Raw genomic sequence first — 15,467 nt, 5'->3', positions numbered from 1 at the left:
GAAATGAGGTGACGATGCTCGGGTCTCAGCGAGCCCGGGCCTCGAGACCCTACTGGCCTCACCCGATTAGTGAGTGCGCCAGGGCCAGACAGTTTCATGCGGAGCTGCCCCGTTCATCGCGGTAACTTGCGCGCAAGGAGGACACGACGGCCCTCCTCCGTCACCCGAATTTGCGGTCCTTGTTGGCGTAGTAGCGGATGCACTGCCCCGGGTAGCCGCGCCTAGCCAACTCATCGACGAAGTAATCCACGTCGTAAGGAACCGACTCGAACTCAATCTCGCCCGTCGCCGTGTTCAGGACCAGAAAGTCCGCCGAGTCGATCCATTTGCGGTTCTGGCCAATGCTGCCGGGGTTGACGATCGTGAATCCGCTGCGCTCGATACGGTATTGGTGATGCGTGTGGCCGATCATGTAATGACGATCGATCTCGATTTCCGTATCGGGATAGACCCTTCGGTCATCGATGGTGTGTACGCAGCGGTAGATACCGAGGTCGACTTGCTCGAGGAGCTGAGTGAGGAAGACGTCACGCGAAAAGAGCGGGCGAGAATGCCGATAAAAGTCTTGAACTAGCGGGATCTCCTGGTTGACGGTCTCGTCGCCGCGGAACAGCCGTTCATGATTGCCTTCAAGTACTTGGATGCCGGGCAGGCTCAACACCAAATCGATACATTCGTCATTCCATGGGCCGTAGTTGACCACATCACCCAAACACAGGTAGGCGTCGGCGCGCCCAGCCGTCGCCTCGACAAACTGTTGCAGTGCAACGAGATTGCCGTGCACGTCGCTGAACACCGCGACTCTCATGCGATCACACCCTGCGCGAGCAGATGATCTCGATATTCGCGCAATCCGGTCGCGAGCGGACGCGGCGCGAATTGCCAGGTCTGGCGCGCCTTCTCGATCGAGAGGGGCGCAAACCCGGTAAAGGCGCCGGACACAACGGGTTCGATGTCCAGCGTCGTCCCTCCATTACCATTGAGTGCGACAATCTGCTGTGCGAGCTCTAGGACGCTGGTGTGCTCGCCGGACGCGATGTTGTAAATCCCGCCGGCCCCACCGCCCATCGCGTTCAGCACGCTGCTGGCCACGTCGCCCACATGTACATAGCTGAACCGCGCGGCACCGGAGTTGACCATGCGCAGCGGTTTGCCCTCGGCCGCCATCCGCAGGAAGGTGGGAATGACCTTGTTGGCAGGCTCGCCCGGGCCGTACGGCGTCGCGATGCGCAGGATCAATGCTTCAATGCCGGTGCGCCCCGCGATGTGCGATAGGTACACCTCGCCGGCGAACTTACTGACGAAGTATGGCGTGCCCAGCTGCGCCGGGAATACCGGATCTTCTTCAGAACGTGGGCTGTTCGCTTCTGCGTAGAGATTGGCAGTGGAAAGCTGAATAAACCGCCCAACGCCGCGCTGCGCTGCGGCTTCAGCGAGATCCAGCACGGCGAGCGCGTTGATTTGGTTGCATAAGTCCGCTTCCCGGAGGTCATCCATCCGCGCAGGAATGTATGCGGACAGGTGACAGACCGCGCTCACCCCGTCCAGCGCTGCCTCGCGAACGCGAGCGTCCCGGATGTCGCCGGAAGTTACCCGCTCGCAGAGCGCCGCCAGGTCCGCGGGCAGCGGCGTCCGATGCTGCAGTGCCGCCAGGCGATAACCGGCGTCGGCGAGGATGCGTAGCACGTGTCTGCCGGTGAAACCGGCGGCACCAGTCACCAGCACAAGGCCGGTCGGCTTGGCATCGACGCCTGTCACAGGTGCGTTCCATCACCGCGCAGGAAGCCGTCCTGGCGCAGTTGGTCGATGTTGCCGTTGGGCACCACCAGCTCCTGCCAATAGCGAAGAATGGTCACCTCGTTGACCGAATATGTTGGCTCGACACCGTTGAGCAGATAGTCCGCGATGATTTGCGGCTCGTTGAACCCCGCCAGCGCACGCGCGGCCGTCGTGCCCGAGCACCGTGCGTTGATCTCGAAAACGTAGGCCTGACCATCCTTGACACGAAGTTGAATGTTGCAGGCGCCAAATGGCTTCAGCGCCTCCACAATCGTCCGTACCGTCGCCTCCAGCGCAGGGTTGTGCTCGACGAATGCCTTGTAGGTATCACCGTCGCGCAGGATGCGGCGCATAACGATCATGCCCAAACACTTACCATCCAAAGTTACACTGCCACAGGTGTATTCGTCACCGTCAATGTATTCCTGGGCGACGCAATTGTCCTGGTCGACGAGCTGACGGTACAGGTCAAGGTCCTTCTCCGTTCTCACCACGTAAGTGCCGCGGGACCGCGCGCCGCCACGTTGTGGCTTCAAGACGATTGGACGTTCGAAAGCTCTGACGTCACTGAGTTTCTTAGTCTCCGGCGCCGGCAGTCCCAATGAGTTGAGAAATTCGGTGGTCGCGAGTTTGTCGTCGCACGAACGGATGATCTCCGGTGAGCTGACAACCGGCACAATGCCATGGGCTTTGAACCTTTCCACGTTTTCCGAAAGGGGAAGTAGCTCAACGTCGTGGCCGGCGAAGATCAACCCACACTGCTCGCTGAGGCATATCTCCAGCAGGCGATCGACGAACTGCGGATCCGACGCGTAGCGACCCAGGTACGCCTTGGGCGCGGCATGAAGACCGGCCGCCAGCGCTTCAGAGTCGGTGGCGACAACGTCGTAAGGCGTCTGCGCCAACGCCTTGAGCACGCTCTGGCCAACCCCACCGCCAACGCCGGTGACCAGAATATTCTTCATTCGGTCGCTCCAGGCTGCCAATCAGACATCCCCCATACCGACATGAGCGGCATCGTACCTGCCACACTGTGGATCGATCTCGGCTTCCGCGGCACCCGTGGTCACCAACGGCCGAGGCCGACGAACGAACACTATGCAGCGCCAGCGCATCGATCCATCGGACGCACGGGACATGACAAACGCTCACGCATGTCGGGGACATGGGCCGAAAATACGAACCGCGCCCAGTGCGCGACTTACTGTGTCGGTCAGCACGAAGTCACGAAAGTAGGTGGGTTTCGGAATGCACGGCACGATCGAACATCCGCTTCGCCCAAAGCGGGGCGGCGCCGCGAATGGTCACGGACGGCATGGGTGGCTTCATGCCTGCTGAGATCCCGTTTATCCGGCCGAGTTTTCCTGTGCCGGCCGTGCTCGCCGAGGATTTCGAGGCGATTGTGCAGGCCAACTGGTACACAAACTTTGGGCCGAAAGAGCGGGAGTTTGCTCGTGCCCTTAGCGATTACCTAGGCCGGGACCTGCACGTCGCCACCCTCGCCAACGGGACACTAGCGCTCATCGCTGCGCTGCAGGTCACGCTAGGTTCGGGCACACGGGACCGCTACCTGCTGATGCCCTCATTCACCTTCGTCGCCGTCGCTCAGGCCGCCCAATGGACCGGACATCGCCCGTGGTTCATCGACATCGACCCCGAGACGTGGCAGCCAAGCATCGCCTCTGCAGGCGCCGTCTTGGAAAGCTCCCGCGAGCACGTTGCCGGAATCTTGCTTCCCAACGTATTCGGTGTCGGCAATCCGGACATCGACGCGTGGGAGAAGCTTGCTGCCGAATGGGAGCTACCGATCGTGATCGACTCCGCGGCCGGCTTCGGTTCGGCATACACCGACGGCAGCCGCGTCGGCGGACGCGGAACCTGTGAGATTTTCTCCTTCCATGCGACCAAGCCTTTCGCAGTCGGCGAGGGGGGTGCGCTGGTCTCGCGCGACCCAGCGCTCGTCGAGCGGACCCACCGGTTTCAAAACTTCGGTTTCGAAGCGTCACGAGACTGCACGCAGCTTGGGATGAACGGAAAGCTGCAGGAGATCAGCGCCGCTATCGGCCTGCGGCAGCTTGTCGGGCTCGATCGCCGCCTGGCGAGCCGACGGAAGGTCTTCGAATGCTATCGCTCCGAATTGAGCAGCTCGGGTGTGCAATTCCAGCCCAATGCCGAGGCGTCGTCGCTCTGCTTCGTGAGCGCCTGCTGCATCTCAGCAGACCATAAGGCCGCGGTGCTGGACAGCCTCGGCGAACACGCGGTCCAGGCCCGCGACTACTACAACCCGCCGTTACATCGGCAGAAGTATTTCGTGTCAGACTCCGAGCTGCGGTCGGCCGATCTGCCTGCTACGGAGGACATCTGCTCCCGGATTGTGTCGCTGCCAGTTCACGACGACATGGCCCCCGGCGATGTCGAGCGCGTCGTCGCCGCGGTCCAGAAAGGAACCCGCTAGTGGGCGAAATTCCTAACGCGGAGCACCCGAAGGTGAGCGTGGTATCGGTCAGCTATAACCACGAGGCCTTCATTCGGGAGACTCTCGACGGCATCGTCGCGCAGAAAACAGAGTTCCCGGTGGAGGTCATCATCTCCGACGATGCCTCGACCGACGCCACACCGGCGATCATCCGCGACTACGCCGACCGCTATCCGCATTTATTTCGGCCGAACCTGCGATCGGAAAATGTGGGCATCTATACGAACGTCTCCGAGGCCCTGTCGGCCGCCCGCGGCGAGTACCTCGCGATATGCGAGGGGGACGACTACTGGACCGATCCGATGAAGCTCAGCAAGCAGGTAGCGTTTCTCGATCAACACCCGGAGACGTCGTTGTGCTTCCACCCGGTGCAGGTTCTTTGGACCGACGGCCGTAAGGGCTCAGAGTTTCCACCGGTCGGCTGGCGCCGGGACTTGAGCGTCGATGCGCTGATCAGACGGAACTTTATCCAGACCAACTCAGTCCTGTACCGCCGCCAGGAGCGCTATGACGATATCCCGGTCGACGTCATGCCCATGGACTGGTATCTGCACGTCCGGCACGCGGCGCGGGGCGGTATCGCGATGCTGCCCGAAACCATGGCGGTCTATCGCCGTCACCCGCAGAGTTTCTGGTACGGCGCGGATGTCGATCGCGCGAAGTTCTGGGTGTCGCACGGCCGCGGGCATGCAGCCATGTTCGAGGCGATGCTCGACTTCTTCCCTCACGATCCGACCCGGGAGGAACTCATCGCTGGACGGGCTGACTGGATCCTGCGCGAGATCGGCAGGATCCCGGGCCCCGAGGGCCGAGTCGCACTCTTGGACACGATTACGAACCATCCCCGGTCCGCAATGTTGGCATTGCAGCATCGCTGGATGCCGCCGACGCGGCGTCTCAAAGCCCTATGGCGGAGAATCGCGCCGGCGCGGAGAGCCAAATAGCGCTCGACGCAGGCACTTACGTCTGCAAGTTTAGATTTTCACCGCGAGGCGATTGGTGAAGTTCACCCGGCTGAGCAGCACACGCCTGCTCGGTTCCGCGAAATACTCATCGACAGCCCGTCGGGCGCCGAAGGCATGGCCATAATCATCGACGATCAGGATGCCACCAGAGACCAGCTTCGGGTAGAAGTGCTCTAGCTCGGCCTTAGTGCTGTAGTAAGTATCCGTGTCGAGGCGCAAAAGGGCTATATCGCCGTTCGTATTTTCCGCCGCCGTCTTTTCTACATCCCCCTTCACCAGGTGCAGCTTTTCCCGCGGATAGCCGGTCGACGCGATATTGTTCTCAGCGATGCCGTCAAAATCAGCGTAACGATCCTTGATTGAATCGCCATACCAAGTGATATCGTCTTTCGCCTGTTCGCCTATGAACCCTTGAAAACTGTCATACAGCCACAATTCACGCGACGTATCTTCCAGCGACAGCAGGGTCTTGGCAATCAGCATGGAAGCGCCGCCGAACAATACGCCGCACTCGACGATGTCGCCTTGGACCTCCCTGGCAGCAAGGTAGCGGACCGCCTCGTAGAGACTCCACATTGGTTCGACGGGGAGTTGGGTGAAGTTATAAACTTCGGGAACGATTTGCCAGAATATGTCATCTTGAAGTTCGTGAAATTGTTTGTGAAGCCTTTTTTCAGAATAGACCGGCTTGCAAATCTCAAAGTCGCGCTGCGGCAACGAAACCTGCTGCCCGTAGGGCAGCGGTGCGCCGCCTTTCCCCGCCCCACCAAAGATGTCGCGGATGGCATGGCCAAACTGTGTAAGCATGGCCGCGAAGTTTAGCAGTTAACCCAAGAGCAAGCTGCGTTTGGGGTCCCGTATTTGGGCGGGTCCGCGTCAGGCTATTTCTCGAGTCAAGCCGCAGCTTCTGAGCTCACAACGCGACCGATGCGACCAACCGTCAGATGACATCTACTTCGGGCTTGCGCACGATATACAGCACCGACCCGAGATCGATGGCGTGCCGGTTAAACGCCTCTTCGCCGAATGTCTGCGAGTCGAGGGCGGAAACCTCAAATCCGCTCTTGCGGATCCGCGAGCACAACGTGGAGCGGTCGTAGAGCCGCACGTGGTCACCCTGGGCGAAGCGGCGCCAGCGCTCGCTTTCGTCGGTGACCGCGGGATCTTCGTCGAAGCTGCCCTCGGGCGCCACCGGAGTCATGATGATGCCGCGGCCGCCCGGCGCCAGTATTCGGTACAGCTCGCGTAGCGCGCGGGCGTCATCCGAAACGTGCTCGAGCACGTGGGAACAGATGAAGAAATCAACCGAGCCGTCCCCATAGATCGGCATATCGGTGATGTCAACGACGTCGTCAACGCCGCTCATCATTAAATCGGCGCTGCGGTAACGGAAATCGTCGCGGCTTTTCAAGCAGCCCGACAGTGGTGCCGAGGGCGCAAACTCCAGCACACTCCGCACACCATCGGGCGGCAGAAACCTATCGACATAGAGCTTGTAAAGGCGGTCTCGGTCGACCGAGCCACACACCGGACAGACGTACCTCCGGTGATTAATCGTCTCCATCTGGTCGAGCGAGTAGGGAAACCCGTACGTGGCGAGCTCGCCGCCCAGCCTGCGCGTCACGCTCAGGAACCGAATCCGGCTCCCGCATATGTTGCATTGACCTGGGCCCGCGTAGCAGACGCGACGGATGAAGCGGCCGGCACGTTGACCGGTGTCGGAAAGCGGCATGGGTGTCATTCAATAACAGCCGGGCAGCCGACGACACCAATTGCGGTAGATGGCGCAGGCGTAACGAGGTCTTGCTGGTCGACGCATCTCTGTTGAAGCTCCGCTCGCCACACTCGGCCGACCGCGGGAATGGAACTGGTTAGACGCGGCCGTGGCTTCGATCTCAATGGCACAGAACGACGACCTGAGGCCAAGCATTGCAGAGAGCCTTTTGCGGCTCCTACCAAGCGGATCTTCGGGGCGCATTCATCGGCATCAAGACTCACAATCAGAGCTGACCAGGCCGTCCGCACTCTGGGCGGCCACACGACCGCATTCTGACCACCGGCAATGGCGAAACGCCACCCAGCGCTTGAACAACTAGAGATAATGACCTCTGCGAATGCCCGCACACACACGACCACCGAAAGGATTCGTGGTGAAATTCGCCCTGGCCAGCTATGGAACTCGCGGCGATGTCGAGCCCTGCACGGCTGTGGGTCGCGAACTGCAGCGTCGCGGGCACGAGGTCCGCATGGCCGTTCCGCCCAACTTGGTGCCCCTCGTCGAGTCGGCCGGCCTTTCGGCGGCAGGCTACGGGCCCGATCAGCAGGAGGGCTTCTGGGACACCGACTTCCTCGGCAAGTTCTGGAATGTGCCCCAGGCGAGGAGACGGTGGCGGAAAGCCCAGGACCTGCTTACCCAGTCCTGGGCGGAGATGAGCGCGACCCTGACATCGCTCTCCGACGGTGCCGACCTGGTGTTCACCGGCCCCGGCTTTCCGGGGGTCGCGGCGAACGTGGCCGAATACCTCGACGTGCCTTTGGCCACGATGCACTACTTTCCCATGCGACCCAACGGGCAGCTCGCGCCTCATCTGCCGGCGCCGGCGGTGCGTACCGTGATGACGGCGCTGGACTGGGTGCAGTGGCGATTGACGAAGAAGGCCGAGGACGCCCAGCGCCGCGAACTCGGCCTGCCAAATGCGAAAGACCCTGCACCGCAACGGATGTCCGCGCGCGGCGCCCTGGAGATCCAGGCGTACGACGAGGTGTGCTTCCCCGGGCTGGCCGACGAATGGGCCAAATGGGACGACCGACGCCCCTTTGTCGGCACGCTGACGATGGAGATGACGACGGACGCCGACGACGACGTCGCGGCGTGGATCGCCGCGGGAACGCCGCCGATCTGCTTCGGCTTCGGCAGCACATCGGTTGACTCTCCGGCCAATACAATCAACATGATTGCTAAGGCCTGCGCGCTGTTGGGCGAGCGCGCGCTCTTGTGCTCCGGCAAAACGGATTTCAGCGGTGCGCCACAATTCGACCACGTCAAGGTGGTGGGCCCGGTGAATTACGCGGCGGTCTTTCCCGCCTGTCGCGCGGTGGTCCACCACAGCGGCGCGGGCACCACGGCGGCAGGACTACGCGCGGGAGTCCCGACCTTGAGCCTCTGGAGTTTGAGCGATCAAAAGATCTGGGCCGGCCAGGTTCAGCGCTTGAAAGTTGGCCTGGCACGGCACTTTTCGAGTACCACGCAAGATTCGTTGGTCGCCGACCTGGGACAGATCCTGACTCCGGAGTACGCCATCCGCGCCCGCGCGGTCGCGGCGCGAATGACCAAACCTGCCGAGAGTATCGCGATCACCGCCAACCTCTTGGAGAAATTTGCCGCGTAAGATGTCGCTGGTTGCCACCCACATCGCCACCGACAGCAACGGGTAAGTTCACCAGGCGTTCTCGGTGCTCAAAGGCGCTCGAAATCATTTGCTGGGCGCCCCGCCAAATCCGGAAATGTGTCGCGTGTACCGCTCGCTCGACAGGAAACTCCGGTTCCGCGCTGTCTATAATTGACCAAGCTGTCAGTAGCCGTACTTTGTCGCGCCCACGGGTCGCTCGGTACGCAACCGCTCGGGGGGAACGGCATCTCTTCGCAACTGCTTTGTTCACTGGTCAATGACAAGGTACTTCTCGACCGCACAGACGGAGCCGCCGCGCAACAGAGAGGGTCGCAGTGACCACACGGAAAACAGTCGGCCTGCCCAAGGTCAGCGTGGTCTCGACCACCCACAACCACCAGGCCTACGTCCGCGACACGTTGGACGGCTTCCTCGCCCAGCAGATCGACTTTCCGATGGAGATCATCGTCGCCGACGATGCCTCGACCGACGCCACACCCCGAATAATCCAGGAGTACGCCGGCCGCCACCCGCACCTGTTCCGGCCCATCCTGCGGTCCAAGAACGTCGGCCTCAACGCGAACCTGACCGGCGCGCTGTCCGCAGCGCGTGGTGAGTACATCGCGCTGTGCGAGGGTGACGACTACTGGGTCGACCCGTTGAAACTGAGCAAACAAGTGGCATTACTGGACGGGGATCCCGACACTGCGTTGTGTTTCCACCCGGTGCAGGTGGTCTGGACCAACGAATGCGCAGAGGACGAGAAACTCGTACACACCTTGTACCGCAAGTTCGAAGAAGTCTTCCTTCCCAAATTTCCGCCACCCTTTCGGGCCGGCGACCTCAGCTTCGAGACCTTGATCTCCCGGAACTTCATCCAGACCAACTCGGTCATGTACCGCCGCCTCCCCCGCTACGACGACATCCCTGCCGATGTCATGCCCCTGGATTGGTACCTGCACGTCCGTCATGCCGCCGAAGGCGAAATCGCTATGCTGCCAGAGACGATGGCCGTCTACCGCCGCCATCCGCGCGGCATGTGGTACAAGTCGATCACCGATCCCGCAACCTTCTGGCGCACGCAGGGCCCCGCGCATGCGGCCACATTGGACGCCATGCTCGATGTCGTCTCCGGTGACCCGCTGCACGAGTCGATCGTTGCCAAAAACGCCAACTGGGTGCTCAGCGCGATCGCCAAACAGGTCCCCGATCCCGAGGGTCAGGCACTCCTGGTGCAAACCACGGCCGAGTACCCGCGCATCGCGACGCTGGCGCTGCGCAACCGCTGGACAAAAACGCTCGGCGGGCGCGTGAAGAGGTTGCGGCGCAAGCTCACCCGCAACGCCGCTCAACCGGAGGACGGTGCTGGAGACCGAGTCGACGAGCGACTGAGCGCGTGACGATGAATGTTACCGGCGACCCTACGGTCGCTTACCTGGGCTGGCATGGGCTGGGCAACCTTGGCGACGACGCGATCTACGACGCGGTTCGGGGCCAGTTGCGTGGGGCAACCTTTCTCGATCTGCCGCGCCTCCCACACCAACTCATCTATGCAACCGCCACGGCGGCAATCGGTTTGAACCGATCGCTGCGGCGCAGCAGGCAGGTCGTGGGTGGCGGCACGCTCGTCGGAAGAAGCCAGTGGCGGCTCTTGGTCAATCGAGGGTTGGCGCTCACCAAACACAACGGAAGCTACGCGATTGGCGTCGGCGTCGAAGATCCGGTATTCGGCGGACGCCATAGCGGCTCGGGCAAAGGCGAGCTGAAACGCTGGGCGCCGATACTTTCCAAGTTCCGTACCGTGTCCGTCCGAGGGCCGCGCAGCGCCGAACTTCTGGCCGACATCGGGTTGGACGTCGAGGTATCCGGCGATCCGGCGCTACTTCTCCCCCGGCCCGACGTCACTCCCGAAGACGGCCTGATCGGAGTGAATCTCGGCTTCGGCGACGACCTTTGGGGACACGACCCGAAGCAGCTGGCGGACGAGATAGCCGTGTCCGTCAAGCAACTGTCATCCCACGGCTACCGTTTCGTCGGGATACTGATGAATCCCGAAGACAGACGCTGGACCGAGGTGGCGCTGAGAGACATCCCGGGAGCAGAGATGGTGCTCCCGGCCGACCCCGATGCGGCGGCGCAGGAATTGGCCCGCTGTTCCGCCGCCATCGTCACCCGCCTTCACGCGAGCGTCCTGGCTTCTCTATCCGATACACCTGTCGTTTCGCTTGAGTATCAACCGAAATGCCGCGACTTCGCGCTTGCGATCGATGATGACCGGTCACTGCTTCGCACCGACGAGGTGAGCGGCGCCGCCGTTGTCGACCGGGTGCTCGACGCGATCGCGAACTCGTCAAACATCCGGAGCAGGAAGCGCACCGCCGTCGCACGCCTGAAACAGCGCCTCGAGGGCGAGTACGCGGATCTGGCACGCGAGTTGGGTCTCGCCTCGTGATGCGGCTGCGAAAAGCATTGGAGCTGAAGTGGGTCAAACGCGGTGGACGCATCGCCGGCCTTCCCCGACGATTGCCCCCCGCGGCGCGTAAAACCGAGATCGAATCTTCAGCACGGGCAACAGAGCAGCTCGGCGCCCTGCCTCTGGCCGAAGCCTATGGACAGCCGGGTGCAACCCGGAAACCCAAGCAGGTCCGGGCGGCGTCGTGGCAGGGTGACTTGTATGCCTATCTGGTGAGCTCGCACGACCCCAGGATCGTCGTGGAGTTCGGATCGGCGTTCGGGGTGTCCGGGATGTACCTGTCCTCGGCGCTTCGGCAGGGCTGGATGTATTCGTTCGAGATCAACCCCTCCTGGGCTGACATCGCTGAGCGCAACATCAGATCCGTCACCGATCGTTACACCCTGACGCGGGGCGCCTTCGAAGACCACGTCGGCGACATCCCCGACTCGATCGATCTGGCCTTGGTGGACGGGATCCACACCCGAGATTTCGTGACCCGGCAATGGCAGATCCTGAAACCCCGCATGGCCCCGGGTGCCTTGGTGCTGTTCGATGACATCGACTTCAACCGCGGGATGGGCGAGGCCTGGCGCGACATCTGCGCCGATACCCACGTGGTGGGGGCGGTCGAGGTGTCCAAACGGCTGGGCCTTGTCGAATTGGCGTCCTAGCGCCCTGGCCCCTGCCCGGCCGACCAGCCGACCCGCGCACAATGGCGATCCCCTGACGGCCGGTCCATACAACCGGCGATAATGGCCCCGACGTTGCCGACAGGCGGGACGACTCGGAAGGCAGGATGTGTCGTGAAGTTTGCCTTGGCGAGTTACGGAACTCGCGGCGACATCGAACCGTCCGCGGCCGTTGGCCTCGAACTGCTGCGCCGGGGGCACGAAGTACGGATGGCCGTCCCACCCGAACTTGTCAGCTTCGTCGAGGCGGTCGGGCTCGCTGCGGTTCCCTACGGACCAAAAGTGCAGGAGTTCTTGGACGAGGAATTCCTTCGCAACATGTGGACGGACTTCTTCCGCAATCCGATCAGGCAAGTGCTCAAAGTCTGGGATCCGCTGATCAAGTACTGGGGCGACGTCAGCGCGACGTTGAAGTCGCTGGCGGACGGCGCCGACCTGCTTTCCACCGGGCTGAATTTCGAGCAGGCCGCGGCCAATGTCGCCGAGCATTACGACATCCCCCTGGCCGCGCTGCACCACTTTCCCATGCGGGCCAATGGCCGGCTCATACCGAGCATGCCCCCGCCGCTGGTGCGTTCCACGATGACGACGCTCGAATGGCTGTTTTGGCGCGCGACGAAGGACGTCGACAACGCGCAGCGCGGCGAGCTCGGCCTGCCGAAGGCAACGCATCGCTCGCAACGACGCATAGCCGAACGCCGATCACTGGAGATTCAGGCCTACGACGACATCTTCTTTCCCGGCCTGGCCGCCGAATGGGCGCGCTGGGGCGACCGGCGCCCCTTTGTCGGGGCACTGACGATGGAGTTGCCGACGGAGGCCGACGAGGACGTCGCATCCTGGATCGCCTCGGGAACACCACCGATCTGCTTCGGTTCCGGCAGCATCGCGCTCGAATCTGCTGCCGGCACGGTCAACATGATCGGCGCGGCGTGCGCGCAGTTGGGCGAGCGCGCGCTGATCTGCTTCGGCGGCACCGACTTCAGCGACGTACCGCACTTCGACCACGTCAAGGCCGTCGGTGTGGTGAATTACGCGACCATCTTTCCTGGCTGCCGAGTGATTGTCCACCACGGCGGCTCGGGCACCACGGCGGCGGGTCTGCGCGCCGGCGTTCCCACGCTGATCCTGTGGACGGCGGGTGATCAGCCGATGTGGGGATCTCGCGTCAAGCAGCTAAAGGTGGGCACGTCCCGGCGGTTCTCGGCCACCACGCCCGAAACGCTGGTAGCAGACCTGCGAAAGATCCTGGCGCCGGAGTGCCTCACTCGTGCGCGTGAGCTCGCCACCCGGATGAGCAAACCCGCCGAGAGCGCAGGTCACGCCGTCGATCTGCTGGAAGAATTCGCCCGCTCGGGTCGGTGCGTCCCGGGCGTTCCAGCAGAGCGAAGTCGCTGAGCGGGCGGTGGATACACTGCGAAACGCATTAACGGCGTCCACGTGGCGTCTAGGCTCTACCGGTACTACTGGCTTGCGGATTAAGGGGCAGTTTTGGCCGTGACTGATCACGACACGCGGTTGGCATACCTCGACCTGCTCCGGCGTGACCTCACCAGGTATGGCAGCGACGAGCTGGTGCCGGTCGGGTTGTATCGCCTGGGTCGTCCCCTCTTCAGTACCCGCAACTTGATGCTCGTGCGGAAACGTCCGTTCAACAAGCAGGCGCGTGATCTCGGCCTGGACTGGCCCGCGGATGCCCTGACGATGATCGGCATGAAGCGGCTGACCAGCTTGCAGAACTGCGTCGAGACGGTGCTGGAAGAGGATGTGCCCGGCGACCTGGTCGAGTGCGGTGTGTGGCGCGGTGGCGCCTCCATCCTGATGCGCGCCGTGCTGGCGGCCCACGGGGACGAGAAGCGAACGGTGTGGCTGTGCGATTCCTTCGCCGGAGTGCCGCCGCCGGACACCGTCAATTACAAGGCAGACAAAGGGATACGGCTGCACCGCCACGCCCGCATCCTGGGCGTGCCGCAAGATCACGTCAAGGCGAATTTCGAGCGATACGGGTTGCTCGATGACCAGGTTCGTTTTGTTCCGGGCTGGTTCAAGGACACCCTGCAGGATGCCCCGATCGATCGCATTTCGGTGCTGCGGCTCGATGGCGATCTTTATGAGTCGACGATTCAGGCGCTCGATGCGCTCTACCCGCGGCTGTCGCCCGGGGGCTTTTGCATCGTCGACGATTACCACGCGATCAAGGCGTGCGCGCAGGCCGTGACCGACTACCGCACGCAGCACAATGTGACCGGCGAGATCGTTGAGATCGACGGCACCGGCGTGCTGTGGCGCAAGTGAGATAGCTGAAACTCTAAGTGTACGAAACGGTTTCCCCTTTAGCGGGGGATGGTCGAAACACGATCACGGCGCTCCCATCGCGTCTCCCCGGGACGCTGTGCGCGCCGATGTTATGGTTGCCGCCGTGGCAACAGGGCTGACAACTGGCACCCGCCTCAGGATGTGGTGGGTGCGCACCGAGTACTGGCTCGCACGTACGCTGCTGCCTGACGTCTACGCCAACGACGCGTTGATCACGTTCAACAATTTTCACGGCTTCCTCGATGATCCCGACTTCCAGCGCGCCTACCAGCGCGGCGCTAAATCTCTCGGCAACGAGGACTGGTACCAGTGGCAATGGCGCGTGCACGTGGGGCTGTGGGCCGCGGCGAGCGCCAGCCAGCTCGAGGGCGATTTCGTCGAGTGTGGCGTCAGTTACGGCTTTTTGAGCAGCGCCATCATGGAGTACCTGGACTGGGATCGCCTGGGCAAGACCTTCTACCTGCTCGACACGTTCGCCGGGCTTGACCCGCGGTTCGTCACCGAGAAGGAGCGACAGGCGGGGGCGCTGGAGACGAGCGACGGGCACCTTCGCAACGGGATGTACGTCGACGGGGTTGACAGCGTCCGCGCCAATTTCGCGCAATGGAAAAACCAGCGCATCATCGTGGGCGCCGTCCCGGAAACACTCGAGCAGGTGGAGGCGACGTCGGTGGCCTACCTGCACATCGACATGAACTGCGCGCCCCCCGAAGTCGCTGCGCTGCGCTTCTTTTGGCCGCGCCTCACGCCCGGCGCCTTTGTGCTGCTGGACGACTACGCGAATCGGGGACGCGACGAGCAGCGCGTCGCCATGGATGAGGTCGCCGGCGAGCTGGGTGTGAAAATCTGCACATTGCCCACCGGCCAGGGCCTGCTCATCAAACCGGCCCGCTGAGCTCAGCGCCTGTAACCGCGAGAGGCACTGTCCCTCAATAATTTTGGCTGGCGGAAGCCGCTCGGGCTGGCGGCGAAATGGACTCGCGTCGGCGATGACCGCACCGTTTCGGTCAGGCACTTGGCCGGCGGGCGGCGGCTTCCAGCAGGTCGGCGGCGCGCTCGATGCTCGCGGCGGGTGTGCTCATGCGGGCGGCGAACTCCCGGGTCCGGGTGGCGTAGTCCGGCGCGAGTATCTGGCGCAGGTCCGCGAACAGCGTTTCTCGAGATGTGGCCGAAAAGCGCCGCGCCGTACCCAATTTCAGGCGTTTGATCGCAGCGGCCCAATACGGTTGGTCCGCGGAGCTCCACAGGGCCAGGGTGGGGATTCCCGCGCGCAGACTCGCGGCCGTGGTGCCCGAGCCGCCGTGGTGGACAATCACTCGGCAGCCAGGAAAGATGGTCGCGTAATTCACCACACCGACGGCCTTGACGTGGTCGAAGTGCGGTACGTCGCTGAAGTCG

The 15,467-nt window shown here is 62.7% G+C and carries 15 protein-coding genes and 1 pseudogene; 10 read left to right on the top strand and 6 right to left on the bottom strand.

The window, feature by feature from the left end:
• Positions 1-160 precede the first annotated feature (160 nt).
• The 3 genes from A5760_RS11070 to A5760_RS11060 are packed head-to-tail and all read right to left on the bottom strand — an operon-like array spanning position 161 to position 2,744.
• Positions 161-808, bottom strand: coding sequence for a metallophosphoesterase family protein (locus A5760_RS11070; RefSeq protein ID WP_064880589.1), 648 nt, complete (start codon positions 806-808; stop codon positions 161-163).
• Complete coding sequence (locus A5760_RS11065) at positions 805-1,758, bottom strand: NAD-dependent epimerase/dehydratase family protein (protein ID WP_082279432.1); 954 nt, start codon at positions 1,756-1,758, stop codon at positions 805-807. Before A5760_RS11065 ends, A5760_RS11070 begins: the two co-directional genes overlap by 4 nt.
• Positions 1,755-2,744, bottom strand: a complete 990-nt coding sequence (locus A5760_RS11060; RefSeq protein WP_064880585.1) for an ATP-grasp domain-containing protein — start codon at positions 2,742-2,744, stop codon at positions 1,755-1,757. The genes A5760_RS11065 and A5760_RS11060 overlap by 4 nt, the downstream gene beginning before the upstream one ends.
• A 335-nt stretch (positions 2,745-3,079) precedes the next feature.
• Between A5760_RS11060 and A5760_RS11055 the strand changes: the two genes are divergently transcribed.
• Entirely contained in the window at positions 3,080-4,234 is a 1,155-nt protein-coding gene (locus A5760_RS11055; protein WP_064880583.1) for a DegT/DnrJ/EryC1/StrS family aminotransferase, read from the top strand.
• Between the two features lie 32 nt (positions 4,235-4,266).
• Positions 4,267-5,199 (top strand): glycosyltransferase, encoded by a 933-nt coding sequence (locus A5760_RS11050; RefSeq protein WP_064880609.1) that lies wholly within the window; start codon positions 4,267-4,269, stop codon positions 5,197-5,199.
• Between the two features lie 30 nt (positions 5,200-5,229).
• Here A5760_RS11050 and A5760_RS11045 read toward each other — a convergent pair whose 3' ends face one another.
• Together A5760_RS11045 and A5760_RS11040 are read right to left on the bottom strand one after the other, a co-directional pair.
• Positions 5,230-6,027, bottom strand: coding sequence for a TylF/MycF/NovP-related O-methyltransferase (locus tag A5760_RS11045; protein WP_064880581.1), 798 nt, complete (start codon positions 6,025-6,027; stop codon positions 5,230-5,232).
• Between the two features lie 133 nt (positions 6,028-6,160).
• Positions 6,161-6,952, bottom strand: a complete 792-nt coding sequence (locus tag A5760_RS11040) for a class I SAM-dependent methyltransferase (protein WP_196772062.1) — start codon at positions 6,950-6,952, stop codon at positions 6,161-6,163.
• Positions 6,953-7,130: 178 nt separating this feature from the next.
• Between A5760_RS11040 and A5760_RS27775 the strand changes: the two are divergent.
• The 8 genes and pseudogenes from A5760_RS27775 to A5760_RS11005 all read left to right on the top strand — a co-directional run.
• Positions 7,131-7,230 (top strand): annotated as a pseudogene (locus tag A5760_RS27775) (hypothetical protein); the annotation flags it as partial.
• A gap of 140 nt (positions 7,231-7,370) precedes the next feature.
• Positions 7,371-8,609 (top strand): glycosyltransferase, encoded by a 1,239-nt coding sequence (locus tag A5760_RS11035; protein ID WP_064880605.1) that lies wholly within the window; start codon positions 7,371-7,373, stop codon positions 8,607-8,609.
• Positions 8,610-8,944: 335 nt separating this feature from the next.
• Positions 8,945-10,009 (top strand): glycosyltransferase, encoded by a 1,065-nt coding sequence (locus tag A5760_RS11030; protein WP_231122608.1) that lies wholly within the window; start codon positions 8,945-8,947, stop codon positions 10,007-10,009.
• A 2-nt stretch (positions 10,010-10,011) separates the two neighbouring features.
• The gene (locus tag A5760_RS11025) at positions 10,012-11,061 is read left to right on the top strand and encodes a polysaccharide pyruvyl transferase family protein (RefSeq protein ID WP_064880579.1); all 1,050 of its coding nucleotides are present in this window, start codon (positions 10,012-10,014) and stop codon (positions 11,059-11,061) included.
• A 233-nt stretch (positions 11,062-11,294) separates the two neighbouring features.
• Positions 11,295-11,735 carry an O-methyltransferase gene (locus A5760_RS11020; protein ID WP_231122607.1) on the top strand — a complete coding sequence of 147 codons (441 nt, stop codon included), beginning with the start codon at positions 11,295-11,297 and terminating at the stop codon, positions 11,733-11,735.
• Positions 11,736-11,867: 132 nt separating this feature from the next.
• Positions 11,868-13,151, top strand: a complete 1,284-nt coding sequence (locus A5760_RS11015; protein WP_064880575.1) for a glycosyltransferase — start codon at positions 11,868-11,870, stop codon at positions 13,149-13,151.
• 93 nt (positions 13,152-13,244) lie between these two features.
• Complete coding sequence (locus A5760_RS11010; protein WP_064880572.1) at positions 13,245-14,048, top strand: TylF/MycF/NovP-related O-methyltransferase; 804 nt, start codon at positions 13,245-13,247, stop codon at positions 14,046-14,048.
• A 112-nt stretch (positions 14,049-14,160) separates the two neighbouring features.
• On the top strand, positions 14,161-14,964 hold the full coding sequence (locus A5760_RS11005; protein ID WP_064880570.1) for a class I SAM-dependent methyltransferase: 804 nt from the start codon (positions 14,161-14,163) through the stop codon (positions 14,962-14,964).
• Between the two features lie 112 nt (positions 14,965-15,076).
• Here the strand turns inward: A5760_RS11005 and A5760_RS11000 are convergent.
• Positions 15,077-15,467, bottom strand: a 391-nt coding sequence (locus A5760_RS11000) for a glycosyltransferase (protein ID WP_331237097.1), incomplete at its 5' end; no start/stop codon positions are given.

The sequence above is a fragment of the Mycobacterium colombiense genome (genome assembly GCF_001665835.1).
GTDB classification, from domain to species: domain Bacteria; phylum Actinomycetota; class Actinomycetes; order Mycobacteriales; family Mycobacteriaceae; genus Mycobacterium; species Mycobacterium colombiense_A.
This window is presented reverse-complemented; position numbering and strand designations above follow the sequence as displayed.